This window comes from Cyclobacterium xiamenense (genome assembly GCF_009467825.1).
Taxonomy (GTDB): Bacteria; Bacteroidota; Bacteroidia; order Cytophagales; family Cyclobacteriaceae; genus Cyclobacterium; species Cyclobacterium xiamenense.
This window is the reverse complement of record NZ_WIOK01000045.1, coordinates 13,451-31,331: the sequence shown is the minus strand read 5'-3', so window position 1 is coordinate 31,331 and position 17,881 is coordinate 13,451. Positions and strand designations below refer to the sequence as shown.

Annotated in this window: 13 protein-coding genes; 4 read left to right on the top strand and 9 right to left on the bottom strand. The window is 49.0% G+C overall.

What is annotated here, in order from left to right; all coding sequences use genetic code 11:
• Window positions 1-172: 172 nt before the first annotated feature.
• On the bottom strand, window positions 173-1,279 hold the full coding sequence (locus GCU44_RS21530; RefSeq protein ID WP_154859463.1) for a tyrosine-type recombinase/integrase: 1,107 nt from the start codon (window positions 1,277-1,279) through the stop codon (window positions 173-175).
• Window positions 1,280-1,729: 450 nt separating this feature from the next.
• Between GCU44_RS21530 and GCU44_RS21520 the strand changes: the two genes are divergently transcribed.
• On the top strand, window positions 1,730-2,989 hold the full coding sequence (locus tag GCU44_RS21520; RefSeq protein WP_154859461.1) for an agmatine deiminase family protein: 1,260 nt from the start codon (window positions 1,730-1,732) through the stop codon (window positions 2,987-2,989).
• Between the two features lie 156 nt (window positions 2,990-3,145).
• Here the strand turns inward: GCU44_RS21520 and GCU44_RS21515 are convergent, their stop codons facing one another.
• Together GCU44_RS21515 and GCU44_RS21510 are read right to left on the bottom strand one after the other, a co-directional pair.
• On the bottom strand, window positions 3,146-3,637 hold the full coding sequence (locus tag GCU44_RS21515) for a copper resistance protein NlpE N-terminal domain-containing protein (RefSeq protein ID WP_154859460.1): 492 nt from the start codon (window positions 3,635-3,637) through the stop codon (window positions 3,146-3,148).
• The gene (locus GCU44_RS21510) at window positions 3,634-4,602 is read right to left on the bottom strand and encodes an NAD-dependent epimerase/dehydratase family protein (RefSeq protein ID WP_154859459.1); all 969 of its coding nucleotides are present in this window, start codon (window positions 4,600-4,602) and stop codon (window positions 3,634-3,636) included. Before GCU44_RS21510 ends, GCU44_RS21515 begins: the two co-directional genes overlap by 4 nt.
• 122 nt (window positions 4,603-4,724) lie before the next feature.
• Between GCU44_RS21510 and kbl the strand changes: the two genes are divergently transcribed.
• Entirely contained in the window at window positions 4,725-5,921 is a 1,197-nt protein-coding gene (kbl, locus tag GCU44_RS21505; RefSeq protein WP_154859458.1) for a glycine C-acetyltransferase, read from the top strand.
• A gap of 289 nt (window positions 5,922-6,210) precedes the next feature.
• Here kbl and GCU44_RS21500 read toward each other — a convergent pair whose 3' ends face one another.
• The 3 genes from GCU44_RS21500 to sppA form a co-directional block, all read right to left on the bottom strand.
• Window positions 6,211-8,841, bottom strand: a complete 2,631-nt coding sequence (locus GCU44_RS21500) for a valine--tRNA ligase (protein WP_154859457.1) — start codon at window positions 8,839-8,841, stop codon at window positions 6,211-6,213.
• Between the two features lie 140 nt (window positions 8,842-8,981).
• Window positions 8,982-9,737 carry an exonuclease/endonuclease/phosphatase family protein gene (locus GCU44_RS21495; protein ID WP_154859456.1) on the bottom strand — a complete coding sequence of 252 codons (756 nt, stop codon included), beginning with the start codon at window positions 9,735-9,737 and terminating at the stop codon, window positions 8,982-8,984.
• A gap of 61 nt (window positions 9,738-9,798) precedes the next feature.
• Window positions 9,799-11,556, bottom strand: a complete 1,758-nt coding sequence (gene sppA / locus GCU44_RS21490; RefSeq protein ID WP_154859455.1) for a signal peptide peptidase SppA — start codon at window positions 11,554-11,556, stop codon at window positions 9,799-9,801.
• 77 nt (window positions 11,557-11,633) lie between these two features.
• Here sppA and folK point away from each other — a divergent pair, with 77 nt between their 5' ends.
• Window positions 11,634-12,122: a 2-amino-4-hydroxy-6-hydroxymethyldihydropteridine diphosphokinase gene (gene folK, locus GCU44_RS21485; protein ID WP_241685060.1), complete on the top strand. Its 489-nt coding sequence runs from the start codon at window positions 11,634-11,636 to the stop codon at window positions 12,120-12,122.
• A 16-nt stretch (window positions 12,123-12,138) separates the two neighbouring features.
• Here folK and fabD read toward each other — a convergent pair whose 3' ends face one another.
• From fabD to GCU44_RS21470, 3 genes are all read right to left on the bottom strand, one after another.
• Window positions 12,139-13,017 carry an ACP S-malonyltransferase gene (gene fabD, locus GCU44_RS21480; protein WP_154859454.1) on the bottom strand — a complete coding sequence of 293 codons (879 nt, stop codon included), beginning with the start codon at window positions 13,015-13,017 and terminating at the stop codon, window positions 12,139-12,141.
• A 104-nt stretch (window positions 13,018-13,121) separates the two neighbouring features.
• Entirely contained in the window at window positions 13,122-13,745 is a 624-nt protein-coding gene (locus GCU44_RS21475; RefSeq protein ID WP_154859453.1) for a carbonic anhydrase family protein, read from the bottom strand.
• An 84-nt stretch (window positions 13,746-13,829) separates the two neighbouring features.
• Window positions 13,830-16,568: a T9SS type B sorting domain-containing protein gene (locus GCU44_RS21470; protein WP_154859465.1), complete on the bottom strand. Its 2,739-nt coding sequence runs from the start codon at window positions 16,566-16,568 to the stop codon at window positions 13,830-13,832.
• Window positions 16,569-17,150: 582 nt separating this feature from the next.
• On the opposite strand from GCU44_RS21470, the gene GCU44_RS21465 reads away from it, so the two are divergent.
• Window positions 17,151-17,834: a succinate dehydrogenase cytochrome b subunit gene (locus tag GCU44_RS21465; RefSeq protein ID WP_154859452.1), complete on the top strand. Its 684-nt coding sequence runs from the start codon at window positions 17,151-17,153 to the stop codon at window positions 17,832-17,834.
• The last annotated feature ends 47 nt before the right edge of the window (window positions 17,835-17,881 follow it).

Genomic DNA, 17,881 nt, shown 5'->3' with positions numbered 1-17,881 from the left:
CTGGAAAAAGCCCCGATCCGGTCCTTCGTGCACCACCAGAAATTGGAAAGCTTTCATCGGTACCACCTTTTCTTACTGTACATGGCCTTGCCTGTAACTTGTATATCTATTTACCAAAGGTGTATAAAGCCAACAATTGCTTGTTAGATCTGTATACTTTTGTTTACTTTTATTATAGGTCATCGAAGGGGGATTTGATTCTTCGGATACTGTTGTCGGTTACGTGTGTATAGATTTCGGTCGTCCTACTACTCCTGTGACCTAAGATCTCTTGGATATACCGGAGGTCGGTGCCACCTTCCAACAAATGCGTCGCGTAACTGTGTCTCAGCCAATGTAAGGTAACCGGTTTTCTAAGACCTATTTTTGCCAGTGCAGATTTTAAGACCTTTTGCAAACTTCCGGCACTGTACCTGGAGCCTGGCTTTTCTCCTTCAAACAAATATACCGTCGGTTGCTCAAATTTGTAATACTCCCTCAACAAATCGATGGTTTTTGCTGATAAAGGTACGACCCGGTCCTTTTTACCCTTGGACTGTCGAACGATGAGTAAGCCTCTGTTGGAATCCACATCCGTGATTTTTACATTCAATAATTCGCTTCTCCGTAGTCCACAGGCATAAATCAGCGACAGCATGGTTCGGTGCTTCAGGTTTTTGTGCGCATTCAAAATCCTTTTTATTTCTTCCTTAGCCAATACATTTGGCAACAATTTAGGTTTCTTAGGCCTGTCTATAATTTCGGGGTTTAGTTTCTTATGTTGCCTGATGCTGAAATAAAGCTTGACAGCATTGATAAACTGACTTTGGTAACTCGCAGAAAAACCCTTCCGGATAATGTAGTGGGTGTTGAAATAGGCGAGATCTTCATTCTCTATTTCGCTTATCTCTTTGTTGTCTAAAAAACTAAAAAATAATATCAATGCTCCTGAATAGGTTTTGATGGTGCTTTCTGCATAGCGCTTATTCCTCATCCATTCTATAAAAATTTGTATTTCTGTTTCTGTTTTAACATCCAGTTCGATGGTATTAGGAAATTCCCTCGCCATGTCGATTTTTTTAAGTTGGGAATAATCCAGCCAAACTTTCCCCCGGAAAAATCGAATCAACTCGTCCAATTGATCCTCCCGATACGGAACCCACCAGGTCTTGTGCCGCTTGGACCATTGGCATTCCGAATAGGTCTTTACCAGCTCTTTCAAAGCAAAATCGTAAGGAAACTCCAGGCAGATGACCGGCAACCCCTCGATTACAGCGTTTTTTAACACAATGGTTTTCATTTGATAAAAAAAATAGTACGAACAAGATAGTGGATTTTTTAATCGAAAAAAACAGAAACCCACCGAAATACAACCACAGCCTGGTACAGCCCGGCAACGCATAATCGCCTGGGAACTACGGGCTATAAGCCGGGAACGCCGGTATACTACCCGAATCCTTAAAGCTGTACGAACAATCTTCATGGGAGCCAGACCGCTGCTCCCTTCCAGCCGAGGCTTTTGCAGTACTGCAAAGCATACACCCGGAGCCTCCCGGTCTCCCAACACCGGTGATCCCGAATTCAGCCCTGCCTCCATTTGTCTCTTCATTGACCTCTCCAGTATTTTCCCAGGCTTTCATAAAATTCAGGATTTATTCAGAATCTTGTCGTATTTTTCGCAAATAAATTCGATCGGCAAACGCCGGTTTTTCAACGATGTATAAAAAATGCTTTCAACCGGTGGCCTGATATGAATGCCATGGCCGGATTGACAGGGATGCACGGATTGCGTCGCTGTCTGTTGGCAGGTTTGTCCTGTCTCGTATTTTTCCTCACAGCCTGCACGCAGGACGTTCAGGAAAATCCTCCCGCAGGGCCGCTCGCGGAATTTGATCCGCAGGAAAGCACCTTTATCTGTTGGAACCCTCAATTTCAGGAGATTTCGCTCAAACTGATTCAGGAGATCGCCAAAGACGATCGGGTTACGCTGTTCTACAATCAACGAAATCACCGCCCCGAAAACCTGGAAGGGCTACTAGCGGCGCGGAAGATCAACCGGAAAAATGTCAGTCTGGCCCCTTTTGAATTGGAAAAGGATAATATCTGGATCAGGGATTACGGACCGATACTAATGGAAGACAGGACGGGTCAGGAAGAATTGGTTGTGTTTCAGTATCCCCACGAGGAAAATCGGGAATACAATCTGTTCAGCGAACAGTTTGCCACCAAAATGAGGATTCCGTTTCTGAAAAGTAAGCTCTTTAGCGCCGGAGGCGGCCGGGAGATCAATGGGCGGGGAACCATTATTTTAATCGAAGGGCACGAAAAATACATCAATCCGGGCCTCAGCCTGGAAGAAATTGAAGCGGAGTACAAGCAAAAGCTGCATCAAACGAACGTCATTTGGCTTAAAAAGGGCCTGCCGCAAGACGATCTGTTTGATCATGGACCTGTGATCGACAATATCTACGGCAATGGGGTGCATTGGCACGTAGATGAGTTTTGCCGGTTTGCGGATGCCCAAACCATCCTGCTGGCTCGGGTGGATCCGGCAGATCTTTCCCTGGACCCCTTTTACCAGGTGGTGCACGAGCGGTTGGAAGAAAGCTATCGGATCCTGAAAAATGCCCGGGATCAGGATGGAAACCCGTTTACCATCATCCGGGTACCACAGGCGCCGATTATTTTTGATCAGGGGCACTATAACGGTCAGCCGATTTATTACACGCCCGTCACCAGCTATCTAAACTTTGTACTGACCAATAATCTGGTCGTACTGCCTGCCTACCACACAGCGGGTGACCCCGATTTTATCCGGCAAAAGGACGAGCAGGCCCAAAAGGTGTTTCAGCAGGTTTTTAAAACCAGAAAAGTGGTGACGATCCATGCTACCGAACTTAACTACAGTGGCGGGGGGCTGCACTGCATTACCATGCATCAACCCAAGGTCAAAAAGCGATCCAAACTCCGACGTATAACGGAAAATGGACTCAAACGATTGAAAGGTTAACCCGGCATCTTGAAGCCTACACACGTTGCTAAATTTTTTTTATCAACAAGTCCGAGGCAAGGACTGGATCAGGGTGCTGTTTGACTTAATGAAGGGTAGTATCGATTCCATGGAGTAGCTGGCGCTGTCCGGATCGGTAGCAGCAGATACGATTGCCTATTGCTTCACCAATTCGAGGGTATAGGTCCCTTCCGCGGAGATGTTTTTCTCGTTTGTATCGAGCAGGTGGAGCATTCCCTCTTTGTCCTGCAGGAAGCTTTTCAGTGCGGCACCGGAATCGTCCAGCAGGCGGATGGCCATGGCACCGGGATCGTTTTCCAATCCGTAGACCACCTCGTATATTCCCGAGCGGACGAACTCCCGGTCTCCGTCTTTGGTGCCTTGGTAGGTTTCAGTGAGTTCGTAGCTACGCTCCTTTTTATTGGGGCTGTTTTCCAACTTGAGCACGGTCTGGATTCCCTTACAGTCCGCGCAGGGAAGTAGCCCTTCGTACTGCATCCAGGTGGAAAAGGTATTGTCGAGCACCAGTTCCTCCTGCTCTGCTGCGCCTTCTTGTTCGGCTCCCTCGTACCGCTTTTCTTCGGTGGGCGCATCGCAAGAAAAAAGGACCGCCAGCACGAATAGGGTAATCAATCGTTGGTTTTTCATGGTTTCGTTGGGTTTGTAGCGGCCTGTAGTTTGGGTAGTTCCTGCAAGATGTTCCGGATCATTGCCGGCATATCGTAATCCGGAGACCAGTTCCAGTCCTGTCGGGCTTCCCGATCGTCGATGGACCGGGGCCAGCCTGCCGCGATGGCTTGCCGGTAATCCGGTTCGTAAGTTATGCGAAATTCCGGAAAATAGGGAAGGATTCCCCGATACAATTCCTCCGGTGTGAAGCTCATCGCCGCCAGGTTGTAGCTGGAACGAACGCCGATGCGTTCTTTGGGCGCCTGCATCAGCATGCAGGTGGCTTTGATGGCATCGGGCATGTACATCATGGGTAGTCGCGTGTCTTTCTCTAGAAAGGAGCAGAAATGTTTACCGGCCAGGGCCTGGTGAAAAATAGCCACGGCATAGTCGGTCGTCCCTCCACCAGGTAGCGCCTTGTACCCGATCAGGCCCGGAAAACGAAGGCTGCGCACGTCCACGCCATACTGTTGGTGGTAATAGGCGCACCAGTGTTCCCCAGCCAGTTTGGCGATGCCGTAGGCGGTGACGGGTTCTTTAGGCGCCAGTTGAGGCGTTTGGACCTTGGGGCTGTCCGGGCCAAAAACGGCAATGCTCGAGGGCCAGAACACTTTGTCCAACTTGCATTCCCGCGCCAGTTCCAGCACATGCAGCAAGCTATCCATATTGAGGTGCCAGGCTGCCTGGGGATTGGTCTCGGCCCGGGCAGAAAGGACCGCCGCCAGGTGATAGACCTGAGTCACGCTTTCTTTTTTGATGCAGCTGCGCAGCGCTTCCCGGTCCATGACATCCAGTAGGACAAAGCGACAATGGGGAAATTTCGCCTCCGCCTCCGGCTGTATATCGCTGGCGATCACCGCCTCCGGCCCGTATAACTCGGTTAATTTTTGGGTCAACTCCGTCCCAAGCTGCCCGGCAGCTCCGGTTACCAATACCTTCTCCATTTGGATTTATTTTGATTTGCGCGATTCAAACCCTCAATTTCAGAATTTTTATACAATCGGCTGTCATTTTTATTTAAAAATAGTAAATTCATCGGTTAGAAATTCACAAAACGAACGACTTCATGTTTGGCAGCTTACAGGCGCAATTGCAGAACGAATTGCAACAACTCAAGGATTCCGGTCTTTACAAAACGGAACGAATCATCCAATCCCCGCAAGGTGCGGAAATTCAGCTAGCCGATGGCAGCCGGGTGTTGAACTTCTGTGCCAACAACTACCTGGGCCTCTCCAGCCATCCAAAGGTAACCGAAGCGGCCAAAGCAGCCATTGATAGCCACGGGTTTGGCCTGTCCTCGGTGCGCTTTATCTGCGGTACCCAGAATATCCACCAGGAGCTGGAGCAAAAGATATCGGAATTTTTGGGTACGGAAGACACGATTTTGTATGCCGCGGCCTTTGATGCCAATGGCGGGGTGTTTGAGCCCCTGCTGGGGCCTGAAGATGCCATCCTCTCGGACGCATTGAATCACGCGTCCATCATTGATGGGGTGCGGCTGTGCAAGGCCATGCGCTTTCGCTACCGCCACAACGACATGGCAGACCTGGAAACCCAGCTCCAGGTAGCTACCGAAAAAGGTGCCCGGCACAAACTGATCGTGACGGATGGGGTGTTCTCCATGGATGGCACCATCGCCCAATTGGATAAAATCGTGGCCCTGACCGAAAAATACCAAGCCTTGGTGATGTCGGACGAATGCCATTCCACCGGATTTATGGGAAAAACGGGCAGAGGTGTTCACGAGTTGACCGGCGTGATGGGCAAGGTAGACATCATCACCGGCACCCTGGGCAAGGCGCTGGGAGGGGCTTCCGGCGGATTTACTTCCGGCAGAAAAGAAATCGTCGAACTCCTGCGGCAAAAATCCCGGCCCTACCTGTTTTCCAATACCCTGGCCCCGGCCATCGCCGGAGCCTCTATAGCGGTGTTTGATCTGTTGTCGGAAACCACCGAGCTGCGGGACCGGCTGGAAGCCAACACCCGTTTTTTTCGGGAAGGGATCCGGAAAGCGGGTTTTTCGGTAAAGGAAGGGACGCATCCCATTGTCCCCATCATGCTCTACGAGGCTCCATTGGCCCAGCAGATGGCCGAGCGCTTGTTGGAGCGGGGTATTTACGTAATCGGCTTTTACTACCCCGTGGTACCCAAAGGGGAGGCGCGCATTCGCGTGCAATTGTCGGCGGCTCACGAAAAGCAGCACCTGGAAAAAGCCATCGCCGCCTTTACCGAGGTAGGAAGGGAATTGGGGGTGATTGGGTAACGGTTTTTTATGGACGATTCTTATTCAAAGATCTCGACGTTGGGGATCGTTTTTACCGGCCCCTGGACCCGGCTTTCGCCCGGGGCTATTGCTGTCGAAGCCCTTATAGCTTCGGAGTCGGACGGGATCTTGTTTCTTGGGATGTAATACGGAATGTCACTTCAGCGGATTGCGCCAAAGACCTGTCGCTTTTTTTTACATACCGTTGTAGACGCTCGATGATTCGCTGAGGAAGTGCGCGAGGAACATTTCCTCCTTTTCAGCTCCTGTGCTACCGCATTTTAGCTGGCTATTGTTGCAGCTTCTTTAAGCTTTCTTCAAGTGCGTTTAGCTTGGACTGCGCGTCTTCCATTTTTTTCTTTTCTTTTTCCACAACTTGTGCGGGAGCGTTTGAGACAAACTTTTCGTTGGCCAATTTTTTTGAGACCGAGGTCAAAAACCCTTTGGTGTATTCCAGTTCTTTGAGCAGGTTTTCTTTTTCCTGTTCCAGATCAATTTCCTCCTCTATCGGTATGAAAAACTCGTCTGCTTTTACCACAAAGGTCAAGGCATTTCCTGTCGTTTCGCCAAAGGTTAGGGAAGAAACGTTTGCCAACTTTTGGATAACTTCCTCAAATCGCCCGTATACGCCTTCGTTGCTGGTTTTTACAAACAGAGCTACAGGCAGTTTGGGAGACATGCCCCTGGCGGCACGGGTGTTTCTGATTTGCGATACCAGTTCGAAAATATGCTGCGCTTCCGCAACAATTCCTTCGTCAAAAGCATTTTGTTTGGGCCATGGCGACAACATCAGTGCTTCTCCGTCTTTTCGCTCTCCGATTTGCTGCCACAATTCCTCCGTAATAAACGGCATGAATGGGTGTAGGATTTTTAGCAGCTGTTCGAAATACGCCAGGGTTCGGTCTTTCGTGTGTGCATCGATCGGGGACTGATAGGCGGGTTTGATCATTTCCAGGTACCAGGAACAAAAATCATCCCATACCAGCTTGTAGGCGGTCATCAAGGCATCCGAAATACGGAATTTTTCAAAGTGATCCGTGAGCTCCGCCAGGGATTGGTTAAACCTACTTTCAAACCAGGCGATGGCGGTTTCATTTGCGAGGTTTCTGCCCGGAATTACTTCCCATCCTTCGATCAGGCGGTAAGCATTCCAGATTTTATTGCAGAAGTTTCTTCCCTGCTCGACCAGCTTTTCATCAAAGGGGAGATCGTTGCCAGCAGGGCTGCTAAAGAGCATGCCTGTCCGCACCCCATCCGCACCGTAGGTTTCAATTAACGCAAGCGGATCCGGGGAGTTGCCAAGCGATTTGGACATTTTCCTTCCCAGCTTATCCCGAACAATTCCCGTCAGGTAGACATTTCGAAATGGTTTTTCTCCCGTATATTCATAGCCGGCAATGATCATTCGTGCGACCCAGAAAAAGAGAATTTCCGGAGCGGTTACCAGGTCGTTGGTCGGGTAGTAATAGGCAAGGTCCCGATTTTTTTTGCCGGTTTTGAAAAACGCCGGATCAAAAACGGATATGGGCCATAGCCAGGAGGAAAACCAGGTGTCCAGGACGTCTTCGTCTTGTTTCAGATCCTGTTCCGTGTAGGTTTCATCAAATTCCGTTCTGGCCAAATCAAGTGCTTCTGCCGCAGAATTTGCCACCACGTACGCACCGTTTGGCAGGTAATAGGCAGGTATTCGGTGTCCCCACCAAAGCTGCCTGGAAATGCACCAGTCCCGTACATTTTCCATCCAGCTTTTGTACATGTTTTTAAACTTTGGAGGAAATAGCCGAACGGCGTCATCCATGACCGCCCGCAAAGCAGGTTGGGTGATTTCTTCCATCTTCAAAAACCATTGCATGGAAAGCCTGGGCTCAATCACCGCATCGGTTCGCTCGGAATGCCCCACGTTGGAGGTATACGCTTCTTGTTTAGCCAGCTGTCCGGCTTCACTCAATAGGGCGGCGATTTTTTTACGGGCTACGAAGCGGTCTTCCCCCACCAGAATCGTTGCTTTTTCATTGAGGGTCCCGTCATCGTTTAGAATGTCGATGACTTCCAGTTGATGCCTCAGGCCGATTTCATAATCGTTGATATCGTGAGCGGGAGTGATTTTCAGGCAACCTGTTCCAAATTCCCGGTCTACGTATTCGTCTTCGATAATGGGGATGGGGCGATTGATCAAGGGGATCAACGCTTTTTTTCCTTTGAGGTGCCGGTACCGTGGGTCCTCGGGATGGACGCATATGGCTACGTCGGCCATGATGGTTTCCGGTCGGGTTGTTGCTATCGTCAGTGATTCTTCCGAACCCTCGATGACATAGGCAATGTGATAGAGTGCAGACGGGACTTCCTTGTAGAGGACTTCGTCATCAGATAGAGCCGTTTTCCCTTTGGGGTCCCAGTTGACCATCCGGATGCCCCGGTAGATTTTGCCTTTTCGGTGCAGGTCCACAAAAACGTTTGTAACGGCCTCACTCAAGGAGGCGTCCATCGTAAACCGCGTTCTTTCCCAATCACAGGAAGCCCCCAGTTTTTTAAGCTGCTCAAGGATAATGCCCCCGTATTTTTCCTTCCATTCCCAGGCATGTTCCAGAAACGCTTCCCTGCTGATGGATTTTTTCTCGATACCTTTTTCCTTTAGCATGGCCACTACCTTTGCCTCCGTGGCGATCGACGCATGGTCTGTGCCGGGTACCCAGCAGGCATTTTTCCCTTCCATCCGGGCTTTTCGTACCAAAATATCCTGAATGGTGTTATTTAACATGTGCCCCATGTGGAGAACTCCGGTCACATTCGGCGGAGGAATCACGATGGAATAGGCTTCCTTTTCGTCGTCCGGCTCGGAATGGAACATGCCGTGTTCCATCCAATAGCGGTACCAGTTGGATTCAGCGCTTTGGGAATTATATTTGGTAGGGAGTGCCATGCTTTCGTAATTTAGGGGGCAAAAATAACACAAAAATGCCTGAAGGAATACTTTTTCACCGTTGGAATTCCAAAAAAATATCCGATTTCAGACGGGATCCTCTCGGCCGCGCAAGGCGCGATTTTATCCGTGGGGACCGTTCAATAGAAGGAAACGAAGGGAGGAAGGATTTTTTCTGAGGTATTCCTAACGAGGGCTGAAACGGAGATGGGACTGCCTTCGCTTGACACCAGTAAATTGATCCATTTTTCCGGATATCGGCCCTCAAGCAGATCCTGATAGACATCATTGTTCTCCTCCACGGTAAAATCCCCCGTAACAATACAGGGCAGGTGGTCTCTGTTTATTTCCTGGATTTTTTTCAAAAGTAATTTACTACTTTCTACACGGGCCTTGGGACCTATCTGCTTGTAATGCACATTAAAAACATAAAAAGAATCGCCTTCCGGAGATTGGAATTTACCCCAGGCGCAAACCCGATTTGCTGCTTCACCCGGGCTTTGAGTGGCGCTTTCCGCAACTGGCGAGAACCAGAAGGTTCCCTTATCTAAGAGCTTAAATTTTTCAGGGTTGTAATAGACGGCGCAAGACGCTCCCTCACTTTCCGTTGTATCGTTGCCAGGACCGATAAACGGAAACTCCAGCCCTTTTTGAATGTCTTCCACCTGGCTGTAGAGCCCTTCCTGGGTGCCAATTATATCCATCTCGTGAAAACGAATCAAGTTGATGGGATGCGGGTCCTGCTCTTCCCGTTGATGGTTGGATGTATCGACTGGATTATCGTACCGGATATTGTAGGTGGCAATGGAATAGGACTCCTGGGCGAGCAAGCCATGGATTTGGAAAACAACGCCGGTTAGAAAAAAAAGGAAAAATTTGTGAATTTGGGGATTCATGAGATTAGATGCATTTCTATGGAACCGTAAATTCGGCATTTTCAACCTAAAATCAAATAAATCAGTCTATTTCCATGAGAAAGGGCATCAGCGCCATCCGGCCTTCCATTCGTTTCAGTCGTTCGATCGTTTGGTACAGCTCGTAGGAGGTTCCCAGCTTGATTCGTTGATAGCTGCCCTGCACGTCATTGCCGAAATCCTCCATCAGTTGCTCCAGAAATGATTTTTGTTTGGGGTAGTAAACCACCCGGAACTCCTCCTCCAGCCCGGCCTTTGCGGCAGCGATGCGAATGGCTTCGTCCAACCCCCCCAATACATCTACTAACCCGATTTCTTTCGCCGCTACTCCGGACCATACCCTGCCTCCGGCAATGGCCATTACGTCTTCTCTGCTCATCGTCCTTCCCTCTGCTACCCGGGTGATAAAGGTTTCGTAACCTTCTTCTACCTTGGATTGCATGATGGCTTTTTCCATGTCCGACATGGATTTGGTGGGATTTAGAAAATCCGAGTAAGTACCGGTCGTGACCACATCCGTGGTAATTCCCAATTTGTTATTCAAGAGCCCCTGCGCATTGAACGTGATGCCAAAAATGCCGATGGACCCGGTGATGGTATTGGGCTGGGCTATGATGGTATCTGCCGGGGCGGCAATGTAGTAGCCACCGGAGGCGGCGTAATTGGACATGGAAGCAATTAGCGGTTTTTCTTTTTGTGCTTCGGATAGTTCACGCCAGATTACTTCGGAGGCCACCACCGATCCCCCCGGGGAATTAATCCGTAGGACAATCGCTTTTACATCCTTATTTTTTCGGGCTTTTCGGATTTCCTTTAAGAAAGCTTCCGAACCAATCTGATCCGGGGCCTCTCCACCCACAATTTCACCGTCCGCTACAATCACCGCTACCTGATTTCGGGAAAGCCGGTTTTTTTCAGTGGCGGTCTGGTTAATTCCGCTAATGTTGATACTGTTAATACTGGCTTCTTCTTCCAATCCCAGTTTTTCTCGCAGGCGTGCTTTGACCTGGTCATCGTACCAGAGGGCGTCGATTAGCCCGAGGTCAACGGCGTCCTGATTCGCTCGGACGGACATGTTGTTGTTGATTTCCTGTACGGTTTCCGGTGCCAGGGATCGACTTTCGGCCACCTCTCGGATCAGGATGCCGTTCAGGTCCTCCAGATAGGCCTTGGTTTGAAGTCGATTTTCTTCACTCATTTTATCCAGAACAAAAGGCTCTATGGCACTTTTAAACTCTCCCACGCGAAAGATGACCGGCTCCACTTCGATTTTTTCCAACAATCCCCGGAAGAAAACGGGAGTGGCTGCAAAACCATTGAATTCCAGGTCACCAATTGGATTCAGGTAGATTTCATCCGCAACCGAGCAGAGGAAATACCCCGTTTCGGTAAAATACTCACCGTACGCAACGATAAACTTCCCGCTTTCCCTGAAGTCCTTCAACGCGTTGCGGATTTCCAGAATGTGCGATTGCCCTGCTCCCAGCAATCCGCTTTCCAGATAAATGCCCTTTATATCTTCGTTTTCCTGAGCCGTTTCGATTGCCTTTATGACCTGATTGATTCCCACAGAAGACACCGTTCCCACAAATGGAAGCGGCGGTAGGGAAAGATCCTCGTCTGGCGAACGTTCCACTAGCACCACACCGTTTAAGCGAATGTGAAGCAGCGAATTTTCTTTAATTTCTACCTCTGCGGAGCCGGCACTGATGGCGATGATGCCGGCAAATATAAAGAATGCCAGTACCCAAAAGACCAGTAACCCTACGATAACGGCCAAAACGTTGCTTAAAAATTTCATGGACGCGGTCTGTTTTAGTAAGTTTCAAAAATAACCTATTTTTGGCAAAACTGTTGATTTTGACGTAGATTTAATTGATGATACACAGCGTGGTTTTAGGATTGGGAGGGAATCAGGGGGCAAGGCTTGCTTTACTAAAGGAGGCGGTAAACCGCTTGCTTGGTAACATGGTACTGGTTCGTGCTTCGGGGATTTACGAAACGGAAGCCTGGGGAGGAAACTCCCAACGCGCTTACCTGAATCAGGTGCTTGCCGTTCAAACCGACATGGAACCCGAGCCTACGCTACGTTTTCTTCAGCAAGTGGAGGAGGAGCTGGGTAGAAAGAGGACGGACAAATGGGGTGACCGAACCATGGATATTGACATCCTATATTTTGATGATCGGGTGATCAACACGGACAACTTGCAGGTACCCCATCCCCAGCTTCCGTTCCGAAAGTTTGTGTTGGTGCCGTTGGCGGAGATACTTCCGAATTACCAGCACCCGGAGTTAGGTGTCAGCAATCGAGATTTGCTGATCGACTGCAAGGACCCCTTAGCCGTCCGTTTGTACGCGGATGGCTAAGGGATGGGCTGCCTTATCAGTCTAGTGGTGCTACCTCGGCCTCTTTATGGATTTTTTTAACCAATCCTTGCAGCACCTTTCCCGGACCGCATTCGATGAATTTTTCTGCTCCGTCGGCAACCATTTGCTGAACGGATTGCGTCCATTTCACCGGCGCGGTAAGCTGTGCATTCAGGTTTTTTTTGATGGTGTCGATGTCCGTTATCGCCGTGGTACTTACATTTTGGTATACCGGACAACTGGGCGCAGCGAAGGGGGTCGCATTGATGGCCGACTCTAGTTTCAGGCGGGCAGGTTCCATCAGTGGCGAGTGAAAGGCACCTCCCACCGGCAAGGGAAGGGCTCTTTTGGCACCTGCTTCCTTCATCTTTTCGCAGGCAATTTGGATTCCTTCCAGACTCCCGGAAATCACCAATTGACCCGGGCAGTTATAGTTAGCAGGGACCACTACATGATCTGTTATTTCGGCACAGATTGCTTCGACTTGCTCGTCGGATAGACCCAGAATGGCGGCCATTCCTGATGGATTGATCTCACAGGCCTCCTGCATGGCAAGAGCCCTGCGGTGAACCAATTGTAGCCCGTCCTCGAAGCGAAGTACGCGGTTTGCTACCAGTGCTGAGAATTCGCCCAGGGAATGCCCGGCCACCATGTCCGGAGAAAAGGTGTCGGAGGTCAGGGCGGAGATTACCGAGTGGAGAAATACGGCTGGCTGGGTTACATTCGTTTGCATCAGGGATTCCGCACTCCCTTCAAACATGATATCGGTTATTTTAAACCCCAAAATTTCGTTGGCCAGGTCAAACATTTTCTTAGCTTCGGCTTTTTGGGTGTACAGGTCTTTTCCCATACCGGGATATTGGGCTCCCTGGCCCGGAAATACATAGGCTATCATGAATAAAAGGACGTTGGTTGGTTAAGGTACAAAGGTAAGCAAAAAAAGAGGCAGCCTCAATCCTTTATCTAAAGCTGCCTCAAAATATCCTGAGCCGTCCGGGATTAGTTGTCAAAAAAGTTGACCACTCCGGTCTCTACATCGTACACGGCCCCAGCCACTATGATTTTTCCTTCGTTTTCCATCTCACGGATGATTTGACTCCGTTCGCGAATCTCTTCCATCGCCTCAAAGACATTAAAGGTGGCCACTTTTTCTACAAATTCTTGGGTATCTGCGGATACGGTTGCTTCTTTCTCCGCGCGCTCAATGGCCGGCTTGATCTTGTGAAGGAGTGCGGTTATGTTTCCATCGTTGACTTTTTTACAGGCGCTGGTGACCGCACCACATTTGGTGTGCCCCAGTACCAATACCAACTTCGATCCTGCATACTTCACCGCATATTCCATGCTACCTAAAATATCCTCGTTGACCACGTTTCCGGCTACACGGGCGCTAAAAATATCTCCCAAACCCTGGTCAAAAACCAATTCGGCAGATGTTCTTGAATCAATACAACTCAATACTACGGCAAAGGGCCATTGCCCATCCCGGGTATCGTTGACCATCTGGAGTAGGTTTTTATTGGTATGCTGATTGGTAACAAATCGATTGTTGCCTTCCTTTAACATGCGCAATGCATCGTTTGGGGTAAGGCTATCTTGTGTCGTTTTAGTCTGGGCTTTCATAATAAACTGTCCTGTTACGGTATCAAAGGTAATAAAATTTAATCTTTTGTTCAGGCGGTGGTTTGCCGAACGGCGTCCGGTCCGTCATTTCATGAGTTGAATGGTGCCTTTGCTTTTTCGCACGCGCAAGCTTTCATCCAATACATTGAAATAAACCGTCGCCTCGTAATAATAAGTTCCGGAAGGTAAGTCATTGCCTTCGGGATCCCTGCCATCCCAATGGATGTATATGTTGTTTTCGGTAGCTAAATTGCTGTTATAGGTATGAACGAGGGATCCCCAACGATTGTAAATGTTGATTTCTACCGCTTCCACAAACCGGGGACACTTCTCATACGGATTGTCGAAGGCCTGGAAGGTATCGTTTATATTATCGCCGTTTGGCGTGAATACATTGGGCAACTCGTAATTCGGACAATTATCCACACAGACGATGTTGCTGGGCTCACTTTCATTGCCCGATCTGTCTACCGCGGTGATGTAGTAGCAGCCTTTCAATTCCATCAGGCCTTCCATACGGGTTTCCTGCTGAATGACGGCTACCGATTTTACAAAATTGAACGTTCCTTCTTCTCCGGTCTCAGAGAAATAGATGCGGTAGCCATTCAGCTCCGAGTCACATTCGCCAGAAAAATCGGGTTCCCAGCTCAGGTCGTGGTAGAAGTCACTGAAGTTACACGGCTTGTCCGCGAGAAATGCTTCGCACGCTGGCCCCTCATAGGTAAGTACCGGCGGGCAGGGAAGACTATCGTCATCGGGCCGGGCACATACGATTTGGGAATTGTTGGCAAGCGGATACTCCAGAATGTCCAGGTTATAGCTTCCGTTGGTCACCACGTAGTAACAATACTCTTTTTCGGTATCCAGCGGAACGCCGTTATGACTTCCGTCGTCCAGGTATACCGCACCGGTCGTCGTCACATCTACTTCAGCAATCAATGTAAAGGTTTCGGTATCCGCCGCCTCCGGATCGGTCCTGTTGCGGTAAATCAAATGGGGAAACGTACCGTCCTCGTTGTTCCAGGGTACCTGGTATTGCCATTGGAGCTCAATGGCTTCATTGATGATGGTCGGGTCCACCCGCACCGATGACGCAACCCCACTGGTGTCAATTTTTTCTCCATCGGACAAGAGCACCACCTTGTAATTGTATACCAGGTTTTCGGTGTTTAACTGGCTATCGGTAAATACCGTGTCGGCGGTGGTGGTCAGAGAGACCGGGTTGGTTTGTCCCGTAAATCCTTGATTTCGAATCAATTCATAGGTGTAAGGACCCGGATAGAGGTCGGTATCAATATCGTATGGAGGAGTCCAGCGAATCAGCATTTCCCCTGATTCAGTATCCGTTTCCTCTACGCTTACATTCGTTATAAGCGGCACATCCACATCTACCGTGATGCATATTTCTTCTGAAACGTAGCTTTCTCCGCTTCGGGGCGAAGGGAAGGCCGCCACCAGGCGGTAACAATAGGTGTTCCCAGGACTCAGCCCCATACCGCCATTGGTGTCTTTGAAATCGAAGGTTTGCATGTCGGTTTCCCCCACGAGCGTATATCCTGCCCGAATACCTGTTTCACAGGAATCGGGTTCGTAGGGGTCACTATTGATTCTGCGCCAGACCTGCATGGTTTCGGCAGCATTGGAGCACTCGTAAGGGTCCCATTCCAATAGTGCAGACCGTCCCTGCTGCTGTTCGATCGCATAAGGGGTGGGGGGAGGAGCCACTATCGTGATATTCCAGGTCTTGATGTCCACCAATGCCGGACCCGAATCCGGCTGGTCCTGGATTCGGACCCTTACCTGATAAGTCCTGGCCCGTACGTGGTTGCAAACGGTCTGCCACTGAAAGCTTACGATACCCGGAGACGGCTGAAAGGTAGACTCAGGGCTGTAAGAAGCGGGAGAGGAGGTGATTTCTACCGGGTCCCCAAAAACCTCAATCATAATGGGATCACCGTCCGGGTCCATTCCCTGAAAGAGTTCGGTTATCTCTGTACCGGCTTCTACACAGATATCCTCCGGCATGATCAATTCGGGACGGCGGTTATCGGTATTTTCAATGATGATCTGCATGTCCCGAAGTACGTAGCCGATGCGCTCCCAGTTCCCTGCCACCAGGCGCCATTCCTCGATTCGGAAGGCCACGTTGTACTGCCCGGCTATCCCCGGAGCATCCCAAATAAGGTCACCTGTCACCGGGTCTAATTCCAAAAACGGAGGCGTGGCCCCATTTTGTTGGCTAAAGCTAAATTCTCCCGACGCAGGGCTCCGGTAATTGTTGACTTCTCGTTGGAACGCTTGTTTGGGAACATCCAATACGTAGGCCAGGCTGTCGCCATCCGGATCGTACGCACCGGGATTGTGGATATACGTTTGGTTTACCGCCCCGTTGTCTACCGGAGCGATGGTCAGTATGGGGGAATTGTTGACTCCTAAAAAGGGATCAATGGTGATCATGGTCTCAATATAGAAAGGGGTATCTACGGACTGATCCATATTCAGGGTGTTGGCGTTTCGGTTAAATTCCATAAACCGAATCGTATAGCTGCCGGGTCCCTGATAGGTGTGTGTGATGACAAAAACATTCTTTTCGATATTGTTTCCGAGGTTTTCGGTCAAATTGAAATCACTTTCGGTATTCAATACCTCGGATCTTCCGTCCCCAAAATCAATCTCCCCCGGGCCAAATACCACCGTAGAGCGGGTGTCGGTATAGCCCACTACCGTGATCTGGTAGGTCAATGTCTGGGTGGAGATTCGTTCGGCGATGATCTCCCCGGCCCGGATATGGGTGGCCCAGGAGGTAGACACCGTCGCGATCATCAGGAACAGCAGCCCCAGAATAAACGGAAAATAAGTCGTATTCTCGGTTGATTTTTGCAAATTGATCCGAAGTTGATTTCCAATCATTAGGTTTTTCTTTATTACAATACCTCTTTCGATGCTATTGCCGGGACGTAGCTTACCATCAAAACGATAATGGTTTTTCAATGGTTACCCTAAATTATGTCTTTCTTAGGAATATTTCATTTTCTAACCAAATTAATTCCCATTTGAGCTTACCGAACAGCCCTCCGAGGAGCCATGCGTTTCGCTCTTGGGATGGTTTTACGGCATATATGGACCATTTATAACAGAAGGAGCGTTTCTGGACAATCGGTGCCGGTATTCCCTCTTGATTCCGTATGTCCCTGTGGACTTTCCATTCGATGCTACATTCGGGGAGTTTATTTCTTTTATCAAACAAAGAAACCCGCGTTCTGGTTATCTGCACAAGTAAACGAGAGAAGTTATTTAGAACCTTTTAAAATAAGAGCATTGGTTGGGGTTTGATTGTTTGCTATGGATTCCAAATGTAAATTTGGATCGAATAATTTAGATCAAACCGTAATAACGAAAAATTGTATGAGTTGGGTATCCAAAACCTTGAATAGTACACTGGGTAAAAAATTATTGATGGCCCTGACGGGTTTATTTCTTATTTTGTTTTTGGTGGTCCACCTGGCCGGAAACTTGCAATTGTTGCTCCCAGACGAGGGAAAATCGTTTAACATTTACGCCGAGACCATGGCATCCAACCCGCTTATCCGGGCGGTGAGTATTTTCAATTTTGGATTTATTGCGTTGCATGCCATCTATTCGGCCATACTTACCAGGCACAACAAAAAATCCCGACCGGTAGGGTATGCAATGACCAAGGGATCCGCGAATAGTACCTGGAGCTCTCGGAATATGGGTATCCTGGGATCGTTGATTTTGGTTTTTATTTTGATTCACCTACGGGGCTTCTGGTATGAGTTCAAGTTTGGTGAGATACCGTATGTGACCTACGAGGGGGTGACGTATAAAAATGGGTACGCGGTGGTTTCTGCGGCATTTGAAAACATCCTTTATGTAATCGTATACGTAGTGAGCATGGCTGTTCTTGCGTTTCATTTGTCTCACGGGTTTTCTAGTGCCTTTCAAACACTGGGAATCAACCATAAAAAATACACGCCCTTTATCCAGAAAGTGGGTGTAGGTTTTGCCATCCTTGTCCCGGCGTTGTTTGCGTTGATACCGATAATTATGTTCTTGCAGAGTAGCTGAGTGGGCTAAAAATAGAAATTAAAAAGGGAATTTAAATTTGAATATTG